At 41.7% G+C, this 22,978-nt stretch carries 14 protein-coding genes; 6 read left to right on the top strand and 8 right to left on the bottom strand.

Going from position 1 to position 22,978, the window contains the following annotated elements:
* Nucleotides 1-73: 73 nt before the first annotated feature.
* The gene (locus ACSC9N_RS03815) at nt 74-751 is read right to left on the bottom strand and encodes a NuoB/complex I 20 kDa subunit family protein (protein ID WP_004695382.1); all 678 of its coding nucleotides are present in this window, start codon (nt 749-751) and stop codon (nt 74-76) included.
* 6 nt (nt 752-757) lie between these two features.
* Nucleotides 758-1,306 (bottom strand): NADH-quinone oxidoreductase subunit A, encoded by a 549-nt coding sequence (locus ACSC9N_RS03810; protein WP_004695380.1) that lies wholly within the window; start codon nt 1,304-1,306, stop codon nt 758-760.
* A gap of 491 nt (nt 1,307-1,797) precedes the next feature.
* On the opposite strand from ACSC9N_RS03810, the gene ACSC9N_RS03805 reads away from it, so the two are divergent.
* On the top strand, nt 1,798-2,154 hold the full coding sequence (locus ACSC9N_RS03805) for a hypothetical protein (protein ID WP_004695379.1): 357 nt from the start codon (nt 1,798-1,800) through the stop codon (nt 2,152-2,154).
* 55 nt (nt 2,155-2,209) lie between these two features.
* Here the strand turns inward: ACSC9N_RS03805 and bfmS are convergent, their stop codons facing one another.
* Nucleotides 2,210-3,874 carry a sensor histidine kinase BfmS gene (gene bfmS / locus ACSC9N_RS03800; protein ID WP_029575094.1) on the bottom strand — a complete coding sequence of 555 codons (1,665 nt, stop codon included), beginning with the start codon at nt 3,872-3,874 and terminating at the stop codon, nt 2,210-2,212.
* 36 nt (nt 3,875-3,910) lie between these two features.
* Nucleotides 3,911-4,627 carry a response regulator transcription factor BfmR gene (gene bfmR / locus ACSC9N_RS03795; RefSeq protein WP_004695375.1) on the bottom strand — a complete coding sequence of 239 codons (717 nt, stop codon included), beginning with the start codon at nt 4,625-4,627 and terminating at the stop codon, nt 3,911-3,913.
* Between the two features lie 595 nt (nt 4,628-5,222).
* On the opposite strand from bfmR, the gene ACSC9N_RS03790 reads away from it, so the two are divergent.
* From ACSC9N_RS03790 to ACSC9N_RS03780, 3 genes are all read left to right on the top strand, one after another.
* Entirely contained in the window at nt 5,223-8,054 is a 2,832-nt protein-coding gene (locus ACSC9N_RS03790; protein WP_004695373.1) for a ribonucleoside-diphosphate reductase subunit alpha, read from the top strand.
* 124 nt (nt 8,055-8,178) lie between these two features.
* Nucleotides 8,179-8,316 (top strand): hypothetical protein, encoded by a 138-nt coding sequence (locus ACSC9N_RS03785; RefSeq protein WP_164996881.1) that lies wholly within the window; start codon nt 8,179-8,181, stop codon nt 8,314-8,316.
* 137 nt (nt 8,317-8,453) lie between these two features.
* On the top strand, nt 8,454-9,737 hold the full coding sequence (locus tag ACSC9N_RS03780; RefSeq protein WP_010327359.1) for a ribonucleotide-diphosphate reductase subunit beta: 1,284 nt from the start codon (nt 8,454-8,456) through the stop codon (nt 9,735-9,737).
* Between the two features lie 75 nt (nt 9,738-9,812).
* On the opposite strand, the gene ACSC9N_RS03775 is transcribed toward ACSC9N_RS03780, so the two are convergent.
* The 4 genes from ACSC9N_RS03775 to ACSC9N_RS03760 form a co-directional block, all read right to left on the bottom strand.
* The gene (locus ACSC9N_RS03775) at nt 9,813-10,736 is read right to left on the bottom strand and encodes a PoNe immunity protein domain-containing protein (RefSeq protein ID WP_010327360.1); all 924 of its coding nucleotides are present in this window, start codon (nt 10,734-10,736) and stop codon (nt 9,813-9,815) included.
* A 78-nt stretch (nt 10,737-10,814) separates the two neighbouring features.
* Complete coding sequence (locus ACSC9N_RS03770) at nt 10,815-11,882, bottom strand: PoNe immunity protein domain-containing protein (RefSeq protein ID WP_029575095.1); 1,068 nt, start codon at nt 11,880-11,882, stop codon at nt 10,815-10,817.
* A 5-nt stretch (nt 11,883-11,887) separates the two neighbouring features.
* Nucleotides 11,888-13,366: a hypothetical protein gene (locus tag ACSC9N_RS03765; protein WP_005239026.1), complete on the bottom strand. Its 1,479-nt coding sequence runs from the start codon at nt 13,364-13,366 to the stop codon at nt 11,888-11,890.
* Complete coding sequence (locus ACSC9N_RS03760; RefSeq protein ID WP_010327362.1) at nt 13,363-16,443, bottom strand: type VI secretion system Vgr family protein; 3,081 nt, start codon at nt 16,441-16,443, stop codon at nt 13,363-13,365. Before ACSC9N_RS03760 ends, ACSC9N_RS03765 begins: the two co-directional genes overlap by 4 nt.
* Before the next feature lie 1,082 nt (nt 16,444-17,525).
* Between ACSC9N_RS03760 and atzF the strand changes: the two genes are divergently transcribed.
* Both atzF and uca read left to right on the top strand, forming a co-directional pair.
* On the top strand, nt 17,526-19,355 hold the full coding sequence (gene atzF / locus ACSC9N_RS03755; RefSeq protein ID WP_010327363.1) for an allophanate hydrolase: 1,830 nt from the start codon (nt 17,526-17,528) through the stop codon (nt 19,353-19,355).
* A gap of 20 nt (nt 19,356-19,375) precedes the next feature.
* Entirely contained in the window at nt 19,376-22,978 is a 3,603-nt protein-coding gene (uca, locus tag ACSC9N_RS03750; protein ID WP_010327364.1) for an urea carboxylase, read from the top strand.

Genomic DNA, 22,978 nt, shown 5'->3' with positions numbered 1-22,978 from the left:
TTTAATACAAATTCATTCAACCTAAACGACAACTACACCCAGACCGGGTGCATCAAAACAACTGTCGTTTAAATTATTTAATTTCATCCATAGAGCGTAAGTTTTTCACTGCAATACGTTCAGCATTCTTACGGTCACGTTCTGGCATCATCTTTGGCTTATACACTGGCTTAAGATCATCACCAATCACGGCAGAAAGTGGACGGCGCTCTAATTGAATTTGGTCTTGTAACAACATTAATGCTTGGATTAATGCTTCTGGACGGGGTGGGCAACCTGGAATATAAACATCGACTGGGATGATTTTATCCACACCTTGTACAACTGAATAAATATCGTACATACCGCCAGAGTTTGCACATGCGCCCATTGAAATAACCCACTTCGGTTCCAACATTTGTTCATATAAACGTTGAATAACTGGAGCCATTTTGACGAAACATGTACCTGCAACAATCATCAAGTCAGCCTGACGAGGTGAAGCACGGATTACTTCGGCACCGAAACGCGACAAGTCATGCACGCCTGTTAAAGTCGTTGCATACTCTACGTAGCAGCAAGATGTACCAAAGTTAAACGGCCAAACTGAGTTCTTACGACCCCAATTCACTGCTGTATGTGCCACATCCTCTAAACGAGTCATGAACACATTTTTATTCACTTCTTCTTCAAGCGGATCCGTTACGATTTGACGCTCTTGAAGTGGATATTGATCAGCATCCGGATTCGCACGGGTTAATGTATATTTCATCCCGAGTTACTCCTTATCAGACGATTTAGCCGGTGACTTATCTTTCACACGACCAGATGATTGAGCTGGGATTTGACCTGTAGGGTCCATAACCAACTCTTCAATTGAATTAAAGCGAGTGATTTCTGCAAGATTCATATTTGGAGAACCAACTTTAGGTTTAATCCCTGCTGCTTTACGTTTGTCAGAAGGCGACCAGTTAAGCGCACCGGTAGACAACTCATAAACCAAACCAACGAGTAAAACTAAAATAAATACTGCTGCAGTGGTGAAACCCACCCAACCTACTTCACGAACCGATGTAGCCCATGCGTAAAGGTAAAGCGCCTCCAAGTCGAATACGACGAAGAAGATTGCAACTAAATAGAACTTTGCTGACAGGCGGATACGTGCACCACCAGCACCAACCACACCTGATTCAAATTGCTCTTGCTTTGCACGGCCCCATGACTTACCCCCAAGGAGTAATGGGACAGTGAGCATAAAGACGCAAAGAAATGTAACGCCGATCACGAAGGCAATAATTGCCCATTCGTATGGAGTAATGGCACTCATGCGGGGATAACTCCTGGCAGGCCTAATTTATTAACAAAGAATGCATGTATTGGCCTTCAAATACACCAAACACAAAATTAATCCCGCCAATTGTACCCGATTGCTGACGTAAGTTGCTAGCTTATAGACCTTCGTCTTTAGGATGATTTCTCTTCGTTTTTTGAGATTTTTTCGATGAAAGCCCTTTTATTTCGAAACCAATCGCTTTATCTAATAAAACACTACTATTCTATTATTTTTCCAAATTTTGACATTCAAACAAAGCCTATAAACCATTTTTCAACCTCATTCCGATAACAATCACACAATCAGCAGTTTAAAAAACTAAGCTCAACAACCGCTCCATTTTGTTTATTTAAAAAGTACAAAAGTAGATTAAGTCACTCATATTTTTTGTATTTTTTTGCAAATCACTCCAATCAATTAATGCACTTGGCTTTTTCTTGTGCTATTGATATAGACAACCAACAACAAAGAATAAGGAGCACCACATGAGTCTGGAATTCACCCATAAACCTAACTATTTTTTATTTGCCCAGTTGCTTATTCGCCATGTTGAAACTTATGTTCGTAAACACCCCGATGCCAATAATGCCATCTTTGATTTACGCGACATTTATGAGCTTTTTCGCCAAGACAAAGCTTCAGCCACCACCAACCTTGATGGCATTATGAATATTGTGGATGAATATAAAATTGAAACGATTAATGGTGATCAGAAGCTCATTAGCCGTTATGGCATAGACACCCAAAATAACTCATTATTGATTGACTTTAATGCAGATGCGCTTGAAAGCCTAAAACAAGGCAAGCAGATTATTTCTCCCGATGCCAGCATCCAAGAATAAGTCAGCATTGAAAATAAAAAAGCACCGAATTTCGGTGCTTTTTTATTTTCAATGCTTAGCTTTTTGAGTCTGTATTATCTTTAACACTATACTTCTTTTTAGACTTACTAAAGCGATGTGCCGGCCATGTCATGGTAAAACGTGCACCACCGAGGCTTGGACTCTGATCCACTTTAACGCTACCACCAAACCAATAGGCAATTCGGCTCACAATCGACAAACCCAAACCATAGCCACCCGATGCTCGAGTCCGGCTATCATCCAAACGTGCAAAGGCTTCAAAAACGCGCTCTCGCTCGTCTTCTGGAATACCGGGCCCATCATCTTCAACACAAACATAGGCCATACCGCTGTCATTAATACCACCACTGACCAGCACCTGATGGTCGCCATAACGAACTGCATTACCAACCAAATTCTGCACCACGCGGTGTAAATAACGACGTTCAGCCTCAACCGTTAAGGTTAAAGGAGGAGCATTTAAATGAATTTCTTTCTGGGTTTTTAGTGCTTCCGTCTCAACCACCACCTGATCTAAGACTTCAAACAATACAATGTTTTCAATATCAAGTGATGGTGTGCCCTGCTCCAACTTGGCGTAGGTCATGATTTCATCAATTAAGGTATTTAAAGCCTCAATGTCTTTATCAATCATATCGACTTGTTGAAGACGGTATTCATAATCATCTTCTTCAGCCAGCATTTCCATACCAAAACGAATCCGAGCAACGGGCGTACGAAGCTCATGCGATACCGCACGCATCAGCTCGCGCTGCGCCTCGATGAGTCGCTGAATATGGTCTGACATGCTGTTATAGCTATTGGCTAGACTGGCCATCTCATCCGTGCCGTCGACAGGCAAACGTAGGGTCATATCGCCTGCCTTCATACGATTTAAACCGTAATTGACCTCACGCAGTTTACGCTGCATCGGTACAAGCAAGCCATAGACCCCCAAACTGAGTACAAAAAGGCTCAACAAGGTAATCCCTGCTGCGAGCTGAAACGGCATCCAGTTGAAAATAGGCACAGGCCCCAATACCAAAACCTTGCTCGGTGAACTAGGTAAAGGTGGAGACACAATAGAAATGGTGGTACCACGCACAGAAGCACTATCACGATATAAGATCACGCTATGATCTAAACGCAAACGACCAATCTGCTCAGACTCTAAAGCCAGATTTTGTACTTCTTCAATCTGCACAGGATAAGAGAAATGTTTCTGTACTTTTTCCAAGTACTCTTCTTCTTGACCTGGGTAATACACCAAATAATCTAGGATAAAAATCGGGAGTGCTTTCATTTGCAGCTCACCAATTTTATCTACTTTAATATACAGTAAATGATTCGGATCATCTTTTAGACCAATGATCAAGTACGCCACTTGCGTTTGCGCATCATAACGCACAGCCGCTTTACGCTCACTGATCCGTTTTAACTCTGCACGACTCAAATCAACCTTATTGGCAGGGATCATATTAATCGGCAGCTCAAGCAAATCTGAAGCATCTGAAATCCAGTCTGCTTTTTGCTGTGCATTGGTCTGACGGGATACACCTTCACTAATAATAAAGGAAATCCCGTCCGTCAAAGACTCGCGATATTCTTGCACTCGCTGATAGTTAATAATTTGTACAAGCAAATATCCCATGAGGGCAACAATAGCGACTAGCACTACCAGCCCAGCATAGATACGCAAGAATATACTGTGTTTGAACACTAAAAATGTCCCGTTTTAACGAATCAAATAAACGGCTTAAAGACCATTGGTTTCTTTTACAAATAAGTAGCCTTTACTACGTACCGTTTTAATACGCTTTGGATTTTCAGGATCATCACCAATTTTTGGACGAATACGCGAAATACGCACATCAATTGAACGGTCTTGACCGTCATATTCAATACCACGTAAACGCTCGAAAATGTCTTCGCGAGAAAGAATGCGTCCTGCATTTGAAGCCAGCAACCACAATAAGTCATATTCAGCACTGGTAAAGTCAACCAACTCACCATTTAAAGTCACTGAACGACCACCGTTATCGATCACCAGATCATCAAATTCGATACGCTGTGCAACTTCATCTTCAGGCGCTTTGTCAGTACGACGTAATAAAGCACGAATACGTGCAAGTAAAACACGTGGCTGAACTGGTTTTGCCACATAGTCATCTGCACCCATTTCTAGACCAAGCACTTGATCCATATCTTCGGTACGTGCAGTCAACATCAAAATCGGTTGGTGATAATGTGGACGAACTTCACGGCAAATGGTTAAACCATCTGCACCAGGAAGCATCACATCTAACACCACCATATCAGGTTGTTCTGCAATAATACGGCGAATGGCACGGTTACCATCGGGTTCTACCCCAACCTCAAGACCATTACGGATTAGGTATTCTTGAGTTAAGCGAGCTAGACGCTCATCGTCTTCTACGATTAAAATTTTTGGTAACTTTTCTTCTTGGCTCATGGAGTGCCCCTTTATTTTGACGACTTAACGTATCCTTTAAAATCCAAGGGATACGCTCTGATATATTTTGCAATATACACACGTTTACATTGTAAACAAGATCTTGTTCACCAAACTGATACATCAAAGTAGCATTTTGTTATACATTTTTTTAGCCTCCAAATGAGCGCTTTCTCGCGTTTGCTGTATATCCAACCAAAGCAAAAGAAACGTTTCTTTACAAAATGGCTATTTTTCATACCAAGTCACTGTTTGAACAGTTTATAACTCACTCATTCGTCTGTTTTGAACTTATCCACAATGTTATCTATAAGCACTTAAACCGAGCTTTGTTATGCTATCGCCTTGTCTAATAAGGCTTAATACAAGAATCATAAAAAAGGGATCTTTTTGAGATCTTTTCGAGACCAGATCGATCAAAATATTTAATAAAATGTCAATATTGATCTACCCTGAATTTTCCCGTATCTTGTGTTCAATTAATTTTTAAACCACTAGGTCTTGTGTTTAAACCTCAAACACTGTGGCATAAAAACTGCCCAGTTCAAACGGTCCATAGACATAAAAATAGATGACAAAATGGAGCTATGCTAGCATGAGCGTATCGAATTCAACCCCTGGTCAAATTCAGGTGATTAAACGCACTGGAGATGTTGCCAGCTTTGACGCAGAAAAAATCTCTGTTGCCATTGGTAAGGCATTTTTGGCTGTTGAAGGCCAACAAAGTGCTGACTCAAGCCGCATCCACGATCGTATTTCTCAACTTACCGAGATGGTATTAAATACGTTCAGTCGCCGCCTACCTTCTGGCGGTACAATTCACATCGAAGAAATCCAAGACCAAGTTGAACTTGCGCTAATGCGTACAGGTGAACAGAAAGTTGCTCGTGCGTATGTCATCTACCGCGATCAACGTGCTGATGCACGTAAACAAGCAGGTGAAAACCATCACCCAACCTTACAAATCACTGACGCCAATGGTCAGCTTCAACCGCTTGACATGCGTAAGCTCGAAGCGACTGTAACAAAAGCGGCTGAAGGTTTAGAAGGCATCAATGTTCAAGCGATCATCGATGAAACCATTAAAAACCTTTACAACGGTGTAAAAGCGTCTGACATCGCAACCACGATGATGATGGCAACACGTACCCGTATCGAACAAGAACCAAACTATACCTACGTGACAGCTCGCCTACTTCGTGATGAATTGGTCGCAACTGGTTTAACTTTCCTTGGCTTGTCTGAAGACACAGCTGAAGGCGATGCTTTAGAAACTTTCCTGAAGAAAGGTATTGAGCTAGACCTACTTTCACCAGAGCTTCTTAACTTTGACCTTGCGAAATTGGCCGCAGCGATTCAACCAGAACGCTCAAACCAATTTACGTACTTAGGTCTACAAACATTATTTGACCGTTACTTCATCCACTCAGATGGCGTACGTTTCGAATTACCACAATTATTCTTCATGCGTGTTTCGATGGGTCTTTCACTCAACGAAGCAAACCGTGAAGAACGTGCAATCGAGTTCTACAACTTATTGTCGAGCTTCGATTACATGGCGTCTACGCCTACCCTGTTTAACTCAGGTACGCTACGTCCACAGTTGTCTAGTTGTTATTTAACGACCATTGATGATGACCTATATGACATTTATGGCGCTATGCGTGATAACGCAATGCTATCTAAATGGGCAGGCGGTTTAGGTAATGACTGGACGCCAGTTCGTGCCTTGAACTCATATATCAAAGGTACAAACGGTAAGTCACAAGGTGTAGTTCCATTCCTTAAAGTGGCGAACGATACTGCTGTTGCAGTTAACCAAGGTGGTAAGCGTAAAGGTGCTGTGTGTGCATACCTTGAAACTTGGCACTTGGACATCGAAGAGTTCCTAGAGCTACGTAAAAATACTGGTGATGACCGTCGCCGTACGCATGACATGAACACAGCAAACTGGGTTCCTGACTTATTTATGCAACGTGTTTTTGAAGATGCTGAATGGACCCTGTTCACGCCGTCTGAAACACCAGACCTACACGACTTAATGGGTGCAGAGTTCGCTGAGCGTTATGCACACTATGAAGCAATTGCGAAAGAAACAAACATGTTGCACAAGAAAATCCGTGCAAAAGATTTGTGGCGCAAAATGCTGTCGATGTTGTTTGAAACAGGTCACCCGTGGATCACATTCAAAGACGTATGTAACTTACGTTCACCACAACAACACGTTGGTGTAGTTCACTCATCTAACTTGTGTACAGAAATCACATTAAATACAAGCAAAGATGAAATTGCGGTATGTAACTTAGGTTCAATCAACCTTGTACAACACGTTCAAGGTGGTGTGTTAGACCGTGAAAAGCTTGCACGTACAGTAAAAACAGCGGTTCGTATGCTCGATAACGTAATCGACATTAACTACTATGCTGTGCCACAAGCGAAAAACTCGAACTTGAAACACCGCCCAGTGGGTATGGGTATCATGGGCTTCCAAGATGCGCTGTATGAAATGCAACTCGCTTATGGTTCTGATGCAGCAGTAGACTTTGCTGATGAATCGATGGAAGTGATCAGCTACTACGCAATTTCAACATCAAGTGATTTGGCTGTTGAACGTGGTACTTATGAGACATTCAAAGGTTCACTGTGGGATCAAGGTATCCTGCCAATTGACTCGCTAGACCTTGTTGCAAAAACACGTCCTGAACGTATGTTTGAAGTTGACCGCACTCAACGTTTGGACTGGGACACTTTACGTGCCAAAGTTCAAAAAGACGGTATGCGTAACTCAAACGTGATGGCCATTGCACCGACTGCAACCATTTCGAACATTTGTGGTGTGTCTCAATCGATTGAGCCAACATTCCAAAACTTATATGTAAAATCGAACCTATCAGGCGAATTCACAGTGATCAACCCGTACCTAGTACGTGCGTTGAAAGACCGTGGTCTGTGGGACTCTGTGATGGTGAATGATCTGAAACACTTCGAAGGTTCAGTTCAAAAGATTTCTCGTATTCCTGAAGAGCTTAAAGCAATCTTCGCGACGGCATTTGAAGTTGAGCCACGCTGGATTGTGGATGCTGCATCACGTCGTCAAAAATGGATCGATCAAGCGCAGTCTTTAAACCTTTACATCTCTGGTGCAAACGGTAAGAAACTGGACTTGACCTATAAAATGGCTTGGTTACGTGGTCTGAAAACGACGTATTACCTCCGAGCTTTAGGTGCAACTTCTGCTGAGAAATCAACCATTAACACGGGTGCATTGAATGCAGTAAAACCTGCAACTGTAACGGCAGCGCCTGTTGCAGCAGTTGCTCAGGAAGTTAAACCAGAAGTGGTTGCTGAAGATGAAGGCTTCGGTCAAGCAGCTCCAGTGCCAATGGCGTGTTCAATTGACAATCCAGACTGTGAGGCTTGTCAGTAATAACCTCCCCTAACCCCTCCTAAAAGGAGGGGAATTACACCAAACTTATTGAGGTGTGAAAGTCCCTCTTTTAAAAGAGGGATTTAGGGAGATTAAAAAATTAAAGACAACCTAGGAAATCACCATGCTTCATATGACTCATAACTATATGTTAGGTCTTGCGACCTTGGTGATTTCCTTTGTGGTTTTGTTTTATATGCCGATTGCCTACTTTTGGGTAAAAGCAAACCAAAACAAAAAGCGAAAGCAAAATAAGTCGTGAGAATCGCGTTCTATGCACAGTTTTAGAACAATGATTGGCAAAACTTAATTTTGCTTTCACAAATTAAGCGTATAGTAAGACATCTCAGCACTGCTGGATGTCGATAAAAGATATAAAGCAACGTAGAGAGAATTGATATGTCTATCCTAAGTTGGGACGATTTCGAAGATGATTCGCAAAAACCGGCTGCACCTGAACACAAGTCTGCGCCCGTCGAACCGCAAAAAGCGGCTAATCCGCAGATGGTATCTGCTGCAGAGCAACCACAGAAGAATGTGGCAACTGCACAACCCGCTTCAACCGCTCGAAGCCGATCAACAAATCCAGCCGATCCGTTGGCAAGAGCATCTAACGCCTTAGAAAGCTTAGATGTTGCTCCAGGTCTAGAAGAACTAGAAATGGGTGCACAACGTGTACAAGTTGACGACAAAGCCATGATTAACTGTCGTGCGGACTTAAACCAACTTGTACCGTTCAAATACGAATGGGCTTGGCAAAAATATCTAGACGGTTGTGCAAACCACTGGATGCCACAAGAAGTCAACATGAACCATGACATCGCGCTCTGGAAGTCTGAAAATGGCTTAACTGAAGACGAACGTACCATTGTTATGCGCTCTCTTGGTTTCTTCTCTACAGCAGATTCATTGGTTGCAAACAACTTGGTGTTGGCGATTTACCGTCACATTACCAACCCTGAATGCCGTCAGTACATTTTGCGTCAAGCGTTTGAAGAAGCTATTCATACTCACGCTTACCAATACTGTATCGAATCTTTAGGTATGGACGAAGGCGAAGTCTTCAACATGTATCGCGAAGTTCCATCAGTTGCGCGTAAAGCAGCTTGGGGCTTGAAATATACGCAGTCTTTAAGTGATCCTACTTTCCAAACTGGTACACCTGAAAACGACCAAATTTTGCTTCGCAACTTGATCGCGTTCTACTGTGTCCTTGAAGGGATCTTCTTCTACTGTGGTTTCAGCCAAATCTTGTCGATGGGCCGTCGTAATAAGATGAATGGTGTTGCTGAGCAATTCCAATACATTTTACGTGATGAGTCGATGCACTTGAACTTTGGTATCGACATGATTAACCAAATCAAGATCGAAAACCCAAGCTTATGGACTGCTGAATTCCAAGAAGAAATCGTTCAAATGATTCTTGAAGGTACGATGCTTGAAATCGAATATGCGCGTGACACTATGCCACGTGGTGTATTGGGTATGAATGCTGCGATGATGGAAGAATACTTGAAATTCATTTGTAACCGCCGTTTAGCTCAGTTAGGTTTGCCTGAGCAGTTTGCTGGTGTGAGCAACCCGTTCCAGTGGATGTCTGAAATGATGGACTTGCGTAAAGAGAAGAATTTCTTCGAAACACGTGTAACAGACTATCAAACTGGCGGTGCGTTGAGCTGGTAAGGTAAAACGTCACGCGACACATATGTTGTCATAGAAAAAGGCTGCTATTTGCAGCCTTTTTTTATTAGAAACAAATTATCGTAATTCTTTGATCATAGTATTACCTTGTTGATCTAAAGACGTATATTGAATTCGAGCATAATCAACCAAATCTTTAGGATAGTAAGGTTTATCTCGATAGCTACTATCATCTATTCTTGATATAACAGTAACCGCTGCTGCTTCCCATGACCAATAGCCATAGTAGCCTCTTCCAGATCTTAAGTCAGTTTGAGGATGTTGATCATAATAAGGCTCTCGACAGCTCGCCTCATACCAATCTTCTAAATATTGCAGCATTAAAGCTGGACGCTTTTCAGGTGAAGCATTAAACACTTTAATCAGCTTACGATAAGGCAAATGTCGTCTTGCTTCATCTGGTGGGGTTCCACGATCTGCAACAAAAGGAGCAACTAAACGTTCAATTAATCCATCTTTTTCCTGCCCTTCAGGTGTTGCTTCTACATAGTCAATGATTGGCATAATCCGATCCATCTGGTCTGCATAGCCAGTCAATAGCCCAAAACAAATCAGACGTAAAGCAATATACCAATAGTCTTCAGTTCCCAAACTGAAATGCCAAACAAATCGTCCATCAGCATCAGGACTTAAATTGTATAAATGGCTTGCTTCTGCGTACTCTTCTGTCCAATGAAGTAGATATGGATATATTTCTTTTAAAAACTCAAGACTTCCGCCTGCCGAATACTGTAAAGACATTAAATTTAAGACATCGTTTAAACGCTGATGACCTGCCGCAATATAGCCACCATATTTTTTTTCATTTTTATAATTACTAAAACCATCCGTTACGGAATATATCCCATTCACAAATGTATCAAATCTTTTGCTATACATTTTTTGTTCAAGCAAATTATCTCTAAATAAAGCAGGGTCTTTTATTTCTAAACTTAACCACTTTTGCCAATCTATTGTCTGCTCATTTACTTGTATGGACATTTATTAACGCTCCAGCATGTCATTCGGTAAAAGTAAAAAAACCATCCAAAAGAGGATGGCTTTTCTCAAATGATTAACTTATTTTTCACCATCCCAATACCAATATACTCCCCCCCAATCCAGCTCGATAAATGCAGGAACAATCTCACCCTGTTTAAAGTATTGTCGTAAATCTGGTTGTGCTGGTGTTCTCCAATAACCTGTTTTAATACAGGCTTCTCCACCCTTAACTTTCATTCGTTCTAATTGTTGATCATCTAAAACTACTTTTGACTGTGTTCGAGCAAAATTAACCAAATCTTTTGGATAGAACTGATGTTCACGATATGACGTATCATCTATATCCAGCAACCACGTTACCGCTGCTGCTTCCCATGACCAATACCCATAATAGCTAACTCCAGATCTTATGTCTGGTTGAGGATGTTGATCATAATAAGGTTCTCGGCGGCTCGCCTCATACCAGTCTTCTAGGTATTGCAGCATTAAAGCTGGACGCTGTTCAGGTGAAGCATTAAACACTTTAATGAGCTTACGATAAGGCAAATGTCGTCTTGCTTCATCTGGTGGAGTTCCACGATCTGCAACAAAAGGAGCAACTAAACGTTCAATTAATCCATCTTTTTCCTGTCCATCAGGCGTTGCTTCTACATAGTCAATGATTGGCATAATCCGATCCATCTGATCCGCATAACCAGTCAACAGTCCAAAACAAATCAGACGTAAAGCAATATACCAATAGTCTTCTGTTCCTAAACTGATATGCCAAACATATCGACCATCTGCCTCTGGGCTTTGATGATATTGACTGTGAATTTCGGCATATTCTTCTGTCCAGTTTAAAAGATATGGATAAAGTTCCTGAATAAATGCAATATCTCCACCAGCAGAGTACTGTAATGACATTAAATTTAAGACATCTTTTACTCTTTGATGTCCAGCAGCCATCATTTTACTGGATTTAGCATTTGCCTTATATTTTTGAAAACCGTCAGTTACTGAATAAACACCATTAAGAAAAGCATCAAACCGCCTTTGATACATATCTTCTTGTAAGAAACTATCTCTATATTTTCCATAATTTAGTATTTGTTGATTAAACCACTGTTCCCAATCAATATTTAAATCATTTATTTGGTTATTCAACTTTCTTACTCCGGCAACATATCATTTGGTAAAACAAATTCCAATTTAATACCATGTGCTGTCACTGTACGTGTACACTTCGGTTTATCAAGTCCTTTACATTTTTGATGATGATCAAATTTGTCCCCAGTAATAGTTACTAAACTACGATCATAAGGACAACGGACAGCCATTGTTTGTCTTTTACCATTTTTAAATACTCTTTCTGTTGATGGCTTAAAATCTACTCGTCTCCAAGCTTCAATAGCTTCAATTAAACTATCATGTGCAGGAATAATTCTTGCTGATTCGATTTTACTAGAAACCCAGAGATGTGACATTTGCACGCCATCTCCCACAGTCGTACCTACGGAACGCTTTACTTTATCGTCTTCGTCTGAAGCCATATAAACATCTAAGCCCATTCTCAAAGCCATCATCGCAGCTTTGGGGGTCATCAATGATCTATGACTTAAAGCATTGGTCGCCTTACTGTCGGTTACTCGGTATTTATGCCCTAATCTTGCACTATGCCATACATGATCAATCCCGTTGTGACCTTTATCATGATATTCATAAAGCACACCATTAAAATTGATTTTAGTCCTACTTTTCATGCGTTTAACATAGTAGTAATCCGTTATATGTTCACCACCAGAGCCTAACTCTTGATTTGAACGTCGTCTTCTCTTTCTTTGCTTTCTTTTGGTTGAATTATTTTGTGTGCCAGCATTTGCCGCATTTCCACCAGTATTTTTAGGTACACTACCATTTGGCGGTGTGTGAGGCGCAGGTTGTTGATTCGGTTGTCTAGGGGTCTTTGCCGCTGGTGTTGAGGGTGCTCTCGTCGTCACAACTGGAGCTCGTGCTGTAGTATTAGGGTAAGGTGTTCCTAACGCTTTTTGATGTGCAGCCTGTAATTCTTTCATTACCATATCAATTTTTTGATTGGCAACTTTTTTCATTTGCTTCAACTGAGTAACCAAAGTTTTTAATCTGGCTTGTCCCAATACAGCTCTGGTTAACCAGCTATCAAAAACATCAGTTAAACCATCAATAATCTTATTACAGGTCGTTTGCAGCTCTTTGGTATAAGTATTCCAGTTTACATTCCTAAACCACTTATCAACATTCCCTCGCATGGTTTTACTTGGAATCGCATCTAAAATAGCCCCCATCGCTTTACCTGAACGTAATTGCTTAAAGACAATTTTTAACCCATCTCCAGCTACAGGAATAAATGCCACAAGATTAAAAACCAAATCAAACCAGTTATCTTTCTCTTCTGGTTTTTCAGCTATCTTCACTACAGAAACAATGACATTCCCAACGTCTACCCCTTGACCGACAAAAGGAATACAACCAATCACAACAGCAACAATAATCTGTGCTGGGCTTGATCCACTACCATCAAGTACCCCTTTAATCCATTGAGCTGCCGACTCCTCACCTTTCTGGGTAACTCTCATTGTTTGAGATGTTGTTCTTGCTACAGCTGTATTCATTGTTTATCTCCTAGCCCTAACCCAGAAGTTGAATCCTCGCTGCTTAATAGAATTTCTTCTGCATCATCCTCCAGTACATCCTCTGTATTATTTTCTGATGCAATTAAATGTTCTTCATAATCACTAATATGATCATCATATTCGATATCATCTCCTTTAATCATATCTTCAATCTCATCAGGAAAATATTCATCTAATAAGGTTGCTAATTCTTGTTGATTATATTGTTCAATGAGTTGTTCTGCTTCTGTGACATTCATAACTTTCCTATCTTTAAAAGGATTAGCTACTTTTTCTTTATCAGGCTTTGCCTCTACATGACTAAATCCATAATAAACTTTGGATTGTGTTTTATCTCCAGGAATAGGAACCTTAGCATAGCCATTTGAATCAAGTATTCCTTCCTGAGAGGTACCATCAGAAAATATTAACTTATAAGGTGCTTGGATTACTGGCTTTAAATCATCATAGACATATTTTAACTCCAGCTCTTTAGGCAATAGATTTAGAGCTGGCAATGCTGGAAAATTAGGTGAAACACTCGCCCCACCCATAAACAAATGCTGCCCCGCCTTAACCTCAAACTTTCCACTAGTTGTTGCAAAGACTCCAGAACTATTAATCTTAAGTTCCGAACCATCAGCGATTAATTTAATTTCTTTAGGGCTGGTAATGTAAATAGCATCTTCAGTTGAAATGATCTGAACACCTTTACGTGCTATCAAATCAGCCCCATCTGCTTGAGCCTGTATTTCAACTTTGCCTTGACCTGCATAGAATTTCGCACCGTCCTGTGCTGCAAACAAACTGATTTTACTTTGTGCATGTGCAAGTAAATTCTTTTGGGTACTAAAATTAATACTGTCCCCTGCACTGTGACCAATTTGACCATCTGCTGAAAGGTGAACATCTTCATTTGTAGTCAGAGCAATCGAATGGGGGGAGGTCAATATCATTAAAGCTTGTTTAAATGCTTTTGCCTTCGCCTCACTTTCTTGTTCAATTTGTTCAATAAACTCTTTTAGATTATCCAGTATTTCTAATGGATCGGTTTGTTGATTTTTAGCAACTTCACTTAAAGCTTTTGACTTACTTAGACTAGATTCAAATTGTGATTTCGTTTCAGAAGCATCAAGATGATGCCCATTTGCTGAATCTTGTCGATAGGTAGAAAGTAATAAACCCTGTTTAGCTCTGAGTGCTCCCCACTGGTCAGTACGCAGTTCAAAACCTTCACCTCGCCTTTCACTCGTGTCCGTTTCTTTAGGATGGCTCAAATCCCCTAAATTCAGTTGTGTCGCACCATGACTGCTTTGTAGTTGGGTACTGATCTGACCCGTCGTGTCATCAAAGCGTAGTTGCCCAAAGCCCTCTCCTTGAACCTCTTTTGATCGGATCCCTGCCAGTTTTTTGGTATCTGGCAGTTTGCCTGTATTGTCAAACTTGCTTGGATGACGTTGTGCTTCATGGATGCGCCCCACAACAAAGGGTCTGTCGATATTGCCATCAAAGAAGTCGATAACCACGATTTCACCAATACGAGGTAAGAAGCGTGCGCCATAACCCTCACCAGCCCAAGGTGTGAGCACATCAACCCAAGCAGAATCTGTGTCATTGTCATTTGAACCTGCACCGCCATCGTGAGTATTGTCTTCACTACGGGTGAACAGGAAACGGACTTTAATACGCCCCCATTCATCCACGTGAATTTCTTCACCACTTGGTCCAACCACTTTCGCGCGTTGTGGTGATGCAATAGGCCGTTGTCGCAGCGGATTGTACTCTGGAACAATACTGATATTACGTCGTTGTAAAACGAGGTGATTGGCTTGGCGTTCTTCTTTATTATGTGTTGTAATTTCAGCCTGTTGCCAATTGGTTTGTTTCAGCAAAGCTGTGATTTGATCGGTCAAATCTTTAGGTAAATTATTCTGATTATAGAATTTTTTAGATGTGATTAAGAATTCTTTGTCTGAACCACTATGCTGATCAATTTCAGGGTGCTCGTTGAGTTCAAACCAGTAACCCACTTGTGCATCTCGTACGGTCGAGGTAGCCATAAATTGCTTGGCTTGTAGGTCGTAATAATGACCAAGATTTTGATTAAACTTTTCAATCTGACCATTGCCTGATTTGGTCGTTCCATCTTCACCTTTAAGGTCTTGTATCCATGCAGGTGAAAAATGCCATGCTTGCTCTAAACCTAGACTGGCGTTGTCTTGATTATCACTATGGCTATGTTTGCTTTGAACTGAACCCGCACCTTCTTCTATTTCTAAAGTATTCGCTTGCCAATGTTGAATATGGACAGATGTTGGTTGTATAGAACGCTGTCCGACAAAATTTGTAATCGAATCACTGCTTTCTACAGCACTGCTACGATGGAAGCGAATATTCTGTCGCTCTAAACTTTGATATTGGGCGTTGTCATCAATCAGTCTAAGTTTTTGCGGCTGAATGGGTTCACTTGAACTGGACACTTTGAGCTGAGACTCATCAATAAGCCAGTTAATCCCCTCTGAAGAGAGCAGCCTTTGAATAAATTCACTGTCCAACTCATTCGCTTGCATAATGAATGGGCGCACATCATATTCTTTGCTTAAACCACCTTTATCCAATGTCAGACTCGAAGCAAATAAGGGGCTACGTTGCTGCCACTCGGCAAAAATAGTTTGAACCACCTCAACAACAGACTTCGCCATGAAAACTCTAGAGTTGCGTCGATGCTTCCATAAAGCTGTCGGGTCTTCCACGGTTAAACGATATATGGTTAAAGCGCCATCACTTGCCCCCACATCCGCCTTGGTGATGATGCCTGAAATACGATTGAGTTCTGATTTTTCAGTGACAATATCGACAGCGACTTGACTACCGATGAATTGCTTTAACGGAATATGAGCGGAGGTAGATAAGCAAAGGAGCTGTAACTCTATACCTGCATTCAGTTCATGCGTTCCATCTATGCGCTGAAGGAATACTTGTTCGTTAAGCGAGGTATTGCTGAACTGAATATGAATAGCACGTTTTTGTGCAGTAAGTCCAAGTTGCTCTATTGCAGCATAAATATTATTGGGCATCGTTATTATTAAATTTTAAGTTGTGGCTGATTGTACAAAAGTCTCAAAAAATTTCTTTAATTTTTTGTAACTTTAATAGAATTTTTAAGTTTCAGAGCCTTTTTTCAATAAACGACCGATCCATCTGTAAGTTTCTATTTTTCTAGTTTTGATATTATCCCACCCATATTCAGCTTAACCCAATTCATTCCTTTATCCGCCATAGAAGTATTAAAATTTTATTTTCTTCAAACTGGTTTGCAATTTACTCAAACTTCGTTTAACCCGTTAACAATTACAGTATTCTACATAACCCGTAATTCTCGAAGCTGTTGCTTATCAGGATAATATAGGCCACTCCCCCATAGATACATAGCCTACTGCCAATAGCTTATACATAGTAGCAATTGATCTGCTAACGACAGACAGTTTAGATCATCACCTTATGCAGGATAAATGCAAGTTAAGTACATCAATTATTATTTGAAAAAAGACCCAGTTATTCACGTCAGATGTTTGAATTGAGATCCAGCCAACTTAGGTATATCACTCTATGTCATGAAGTTAAATACACAGAAAAGATTAAAAAAGATAAATGCAAAATTATAAAAAATAAGAGTTTTTATTATAAGTTATACGCGTTATTTATTGATTATCTCTGCACATTTCAACAGTTGTATTGGTCACGAATTAAATGAAGCTGCAACTTTCCAGATTTGGTATAGCTCAAATACATTAAGTTATACATAAAAATTAAAAACTGAGTGTGTATATTTTCTTTGAATCATCCTATTTTATAATATGTTTTAACCTCAATTCTTTTGGCTTTAATTCACATAAAAAACGAATATGATTTAAACCCTACTTTTAAATAGTTTAACGTCAAACTACCCAAGGCTTGATCATAAAAAGCACCATTAGCTCCCCTATGCGCTTGTTTTGGTGCAACTCTAAAAACACTTAGAATCACTCAATTAATCCAAAGATTTACTCTTAACCAATTGATTTATAAAAATTATAATCAAAGATAAATCAAATTGATTAGATTGGCATAGATTCTGCATTTTTGTATTCCATCATGTATACAAGTTGGAATGCAAAAAATGAGTCAGAACAAATGCATTGGCTGGACACTTCAAGAATGGCAAACCGCTTATCTCAACCAAGATATTCATCTTGAAGATTTAATCGACTATGTAGCGCAATTACCACAACCTGATCATGCATGGATTTCAATTGCTACGACAGAAATACTTTCCCAACAAATTGAAGCCTTAAAACAAAAAGCAGATCAAGCCACAGACCTCAGCAAAGAATTGCCTTTATATGGTATTCCATTTGCAGTGAAAGATAACATCGACGTTACTGGTTTTGTTACCACGGCCGCATGCAAAGCCCTGACAACTGTTGCTACACAAGATGCTGAAACCATTCGCCTGCTTAAAAATGCAGGGGCCATTGTTGTAGGAAAAACCAATTTAGACCAATTTGCAACTGGTCTCGTAGGGACACGCTCTCCCTTTGGTGCAGTCAGTAACACGTTTAATGCTGACTATGTCAGTGGTGGCTCTAGCTCTGGTTCAGCCAGTGTTGTTGCTCGTGGCTTGGTGCCCTTTGCACTCGGAACAGATACTGCAGGCTCTGGCCGTGTTCCTGCTGCATTTAACAATATTATTGGACTAAAACCGACTAAAGGTCGTTTTTCAAATCGTGGTCTACTCCCAGCCTGTAAAAGTTTGGACTGTATTTCGATTTTTGCTTTAACGGTAACAGACGCCGACACCATTGCCCAAATGGTAGAACACTACGATGCGTTAGATAGCTATTCACGCCAGCATCCAAAGACTGCACCTGTGAAACTCTCGGCTAAACCGTATTTTGCTATTCCTCAAAAACTGGAATTCTTTGGAGATGACCAAGCTAAGTATGCCTTTCAACTGGCTGTAGAACAATTAAAAGTTCTAGGTGCTGAAATTACTGAAATTGATTTTTCAGCATTTGAACTGTTAGCAGCCCAACTCTATCAAGGCTCATGGGTGGCAGAACGTACGGCGGCAGTTGCCAAGTTGTTGGCACAGCAACCCGATGTTTTCGATCCGACAGTGCGCACAATCATTCAAAAAGGTCATGATTTTAGTGCAGTTGATGCCTATAACGCAGAGTACTTAAAGCAAGACTTAAGCCGAAAAATTCAAGATATTTTATCCCAATTTGATGCATTGATTGTTCCTACCTCCCCAACCATTCATACCCTTGTAGAAATGGAGCAGTCACCGATCAGTCTGAACTCTGAGTTTGGGACTTATACCAATTTTACCAACCTCGCCGATTTAAGTGCCCTCGCTCTGCCCGCGGGTTTCCGCACCGACGGTTTACCTTTCGGTATCAGCCTAATTGCACCTGCATGGTATGACCAAGCCCTGATTGAATTTGGAAAAATTTGGCAGATGCATTTGAACCTAAAGCTGGGTGCCTTAGACCGATATGCATCTATTCCAAAGCTACAGAACACAGTCTCTCCACATCATATCCGTGTTGCGGTGGTTGGCGCACACCTGACAGGAATGCCGCTGAACTTCCAATTGCTCACCCGTGATGCTGTGCTTGTGGAAACCACGCATACCGCTGAACACTATGCCCTATTTGCCCTAAATGGCACGATCCCACCTAAACCCGGTCTAGCCCGAGTCAATGAACACGGTCAGCAGATCATTGTTGAACTGTGGGATGTACCGACCGCTCGCTTTGGAGAATTTGTCGCAGAGATTCCGACACCACTGGGCATGGGCAATGTCGAACTGGCAGACGGTCGATGGGTGAAAGGTTTCATTTGCGAACCTTATGGCTTAAACGATGCCGAAAACATCAGTCACTTTGGTGGTTGGCGCGCCTATATCCAGCACCGTAACAATTCAAAAGTAGAACAAGCTTAGTCAAATTTAGGAATTTTAAAATGTTTAAAACTGTATTGATTGCAAACCGTGGCGAAATTGCCGTACGTGCAATTCGCACTTTAAAAAAACTGGGGATGACTAGTGTAGCGGTATATTCAGACAGTGACCGTTACGCACAACATGTCAAAGACGCGGACATTGCCATTGCTTTAGACGGCTTAAAACCATCTGACACTTATTTAAGCATTGAAAAATTGATTCAAGCTGCACAAAAAACGGGGGCTGAAGCTATTTTCCCAGGCTATGGCTTTTTATCAGAAAGTGCTGAATTTGCAGAGGCTTGTGAGAAAAATAATATTGCTTTTATGGGGCCAACCGCGACACAAATTTTAGAGTTTGGTTTAAAACACCGTGCACGTGAACTGGCGGCGGCTGCACAGGTTCCTATGACACCGGGTACAGGCTTACTTGAAAGCTTAGATGAGGCAATTTCAGCAGCTACAGAGATTGGTTACCCCATCATGCTGAAAAGCACCGCAGGCGGTGGTGGTATAGGTCTTACCCGCTGTGATAATGAACAAGCCTTAGTTGAAGCTTATGAAAGCGTCAAACGTTTAGGCGCACAATTTTTTAAAGATTCGGGCGTATTTTTAGAACGTTTTATTGACCGTGCGCGTCATGTCGAAGTTCAGATTTTTGGTGATGGCCAAGGTCAAGTGGTTGCATTGGGCGAACGCGACTGTTCATTGCAACGTCGTAACCAAAAAGTGGTGGAAGAAACCCCAGCGGCTCATCTGCCCGAAGCCACACGTCAAAAACTACACCAAGCAGCAGTTGAACTCGGCAAATCGGTCAATTATCGCAGCGCAGGTACGGTCGAATTTATTTATGATGCTGCACGTGATGAATTTTACTTCCTTGAGGTTAATACGCGCCTACAAGTGGAACATCCTGTCACTGAGATGGTGACGGGTTTAGACCTGATTGAATGCATGCTTAAAGTCGCTGCGGGCGATACACTGGATTGGACTGCACTTAGCAACATCCAACCGCAAGGTGCGGCAATTGAAGTGCGTATTTATGCAGAAGATCCAGTTAAAAACTTCCAACCCAGCCCAGGTGTACTGACCGAAGTTGTATTTCCAGACAATTGTCGTGTTGATACATGGGTTTCAACAGGAACAGAAATTTCGCAATATTTTGACCCAATGATTGCCAAAATCATCGTACATGCGGACACCCGTGAACAAGCCATTGAGCAACTAAAAAGTGTGCTCTCTCAAACTCGTTTAAATGGCATCAGCACCAATTTAGACTATGCACATAGCGTGATCTCTGATGAACGCTTTGCACAAATGCAAATCTGGACACGCTTGCTAGATGACTTTGACTACGTACCGAATGTGATTGAAGTACTCCAAGCTGGCACGCAAAGCTCAATTCAGGACTTTCCGGGACGTGTTGGCTATTGGGATATCGGTGTACCACCATCGGGTCCTATGGATGACTATGCTTTTCAATTGGCCAATCAAATTGTAGGGAATGATGCTAGCGCTGCAGGTTTCGAGTTCACCCTGCAAGGCCCAAGCCTCAAGTTCCACCAAGACAGTATGATTGCACTGACAGGTGCGCCATGCCCTGCGCAACTGGATGATAAGCCCGTGACCTTTTGGCAGCCGATTCACATTCGCGCAGGTCAAGTACTCCGCTTAGGACAAGTCGAATCTGGTTGCCGTAGCTATTTAGCCGTTCGTCATGGACTCGATGTCCCCCTATATTTGGGCAGTCGTTCGACTTTTGCTTTAGGTAACTTTGGCGGGCATGCAGGACGCGTGCTTCGTGCAGGTGACATGATCAAACTCGTCAACACAACCCATCCAAATAGCGATACACCTTTAGCCACGCAAGAACCACAGGCTCTATCTCCTGCACTCATTCCAAGCTATGGCAAAGAGTGGAAAATTGGGGTGCTGTATGGACCACATGGCGCACCTGACTTTTTTAAACCCGAATATATTGAAGAGTTTTTTGCCTCCGAATGGACCGTACACTTCAACTCCAATCGTTTAGGCATCCGACTGTCAGGGCCAACACCAAGTTGGGCACGTGAAAATGGAGGTGAAGCAGGACTCCACCCATCCAATGTCCATGACTGTGAATATGCCATTGGTGCAATTAACTTCACAGGTGACTTCCCTGTCATTTTAGCCAAAGATGGGCCAAGTCTGGGGGGCTTCGTTTGCCCTGTAACTATTGCCAAAGCTGAACTTTGGAAAGTGGGTCAACTTAAAGCCGATGATAAAATCAGCTTTTATCCTTTAACCGTTGAACAAGCCAATACCTTAGAACAACAACAAATTGAACGGATCGAAAATTTTGCTCATGCAGCCCTTAATTCTGAGCCACCAAGCAGTGACATTCCACCATCCGCAATTCTTGCCAGCTTAGAGGCAACTGATGTGTCTCCACGCACGGTATACCGCCAAGCGGGTGACAGCTATATTCTACTGGAGTACGGTGACAACGTTTTAGACTTGGCGCTACGCTTACGCGTTCATCAGCTCATGCAACTCATTCGCGCAGCCAATATTAAAGGCATATTGGAGCTGTCTCCCGGTGTACGTTCGCTGCAAATCAAATACGATGGACTCACGCTTCCACAGCATCAATTGATCGAATTTCTACTCAAGCTTGAACAGCAAATGGGAGATTTAAGCCAAATCAAGATTCCGTCACGGATCATTCATCTCCCAATGGCATTTGAAGACAGTGCAACTTTAGGTGCTGTTGAACGCTATCAAGAAAGTGTCTGTGCCAAAGCACCTTGGCTACCGAACAATGTCGATTTTATTCAACGTATCAATGGTTTAAACAGCCGAGAGCAAGTCAAAGAAATTATTTTCAATGCCCATTACCTCATTTTAGGCCTTGGTGATGTTTATCTCACTGCGCCCTGTGCAGTACCGATTGACCCACGCCACCGCCTATTAAGCTCGAAATACAACCCTGCACGTACTTTTACCGCTGAAGGTACTGTAGGCATTGGCGGCATGTATATGTGTATCTACGGTATGGACTCTCCGGGAGGTTACCAACTGGTCGGACGCACCCTACCCATCTGGAATAAGTTTAAAAAGAACAAACAGTTTGGCGACAAACAATGGTTTCTAAAATTCTTTGATCAAATCAAATACTTCCCCGTATCTGAGTCAGAGTTAGAGCAATGGCGTGCCGACTTTGAAAATGGTCAAGCACAAATTCAAATTGAAGACACTGAATTTGACTATGCAGCGTATTTACAACTGCTTGAAGATGAAAAAGACAGCATTGCCGAGTTTAAAGCACAGCAACAACACGCTTTTAGTGCTGAAGTGGGCTTATGGAAAGAAAGCGTTGATCATCAAGAACATCTGGTTGCAGAAGCACCTGATGAGACCGACTACAGTGCCTATGCAGCGCTACATGCTTCGATGACCGGTAATATTTGGAAAATATTAGTGGAACAAGGTCAGATTGTGAAAAAAGGGGAAACCATTGCTATTATTGAAGCCATGAAAATGGAATTACCGGTGTACGCTGCGGATGATGGTACTGTCAAAGCCATTATTTGTCGGGCTGGACAAACCGTTCATAGCGGAGAGCCTTTGGTTTATATGGAATAA

The sequence above is a fragment of the Acinetobacter sp. PC34 genome (genome assembly GCF_051789135.1).
Classification (GTDB): domain Bacteria; phylum Pseudomonadota; class Gammaproteobacteria; order Pseudomonadales; family Moraxellaceae; genus Acinetobacter; species Acinetobacter johnsonii.
Note: the sequence above shows the minus strand (reverse complement) of the source record. Positions and strands in the feature narration are given on the sequence as shown.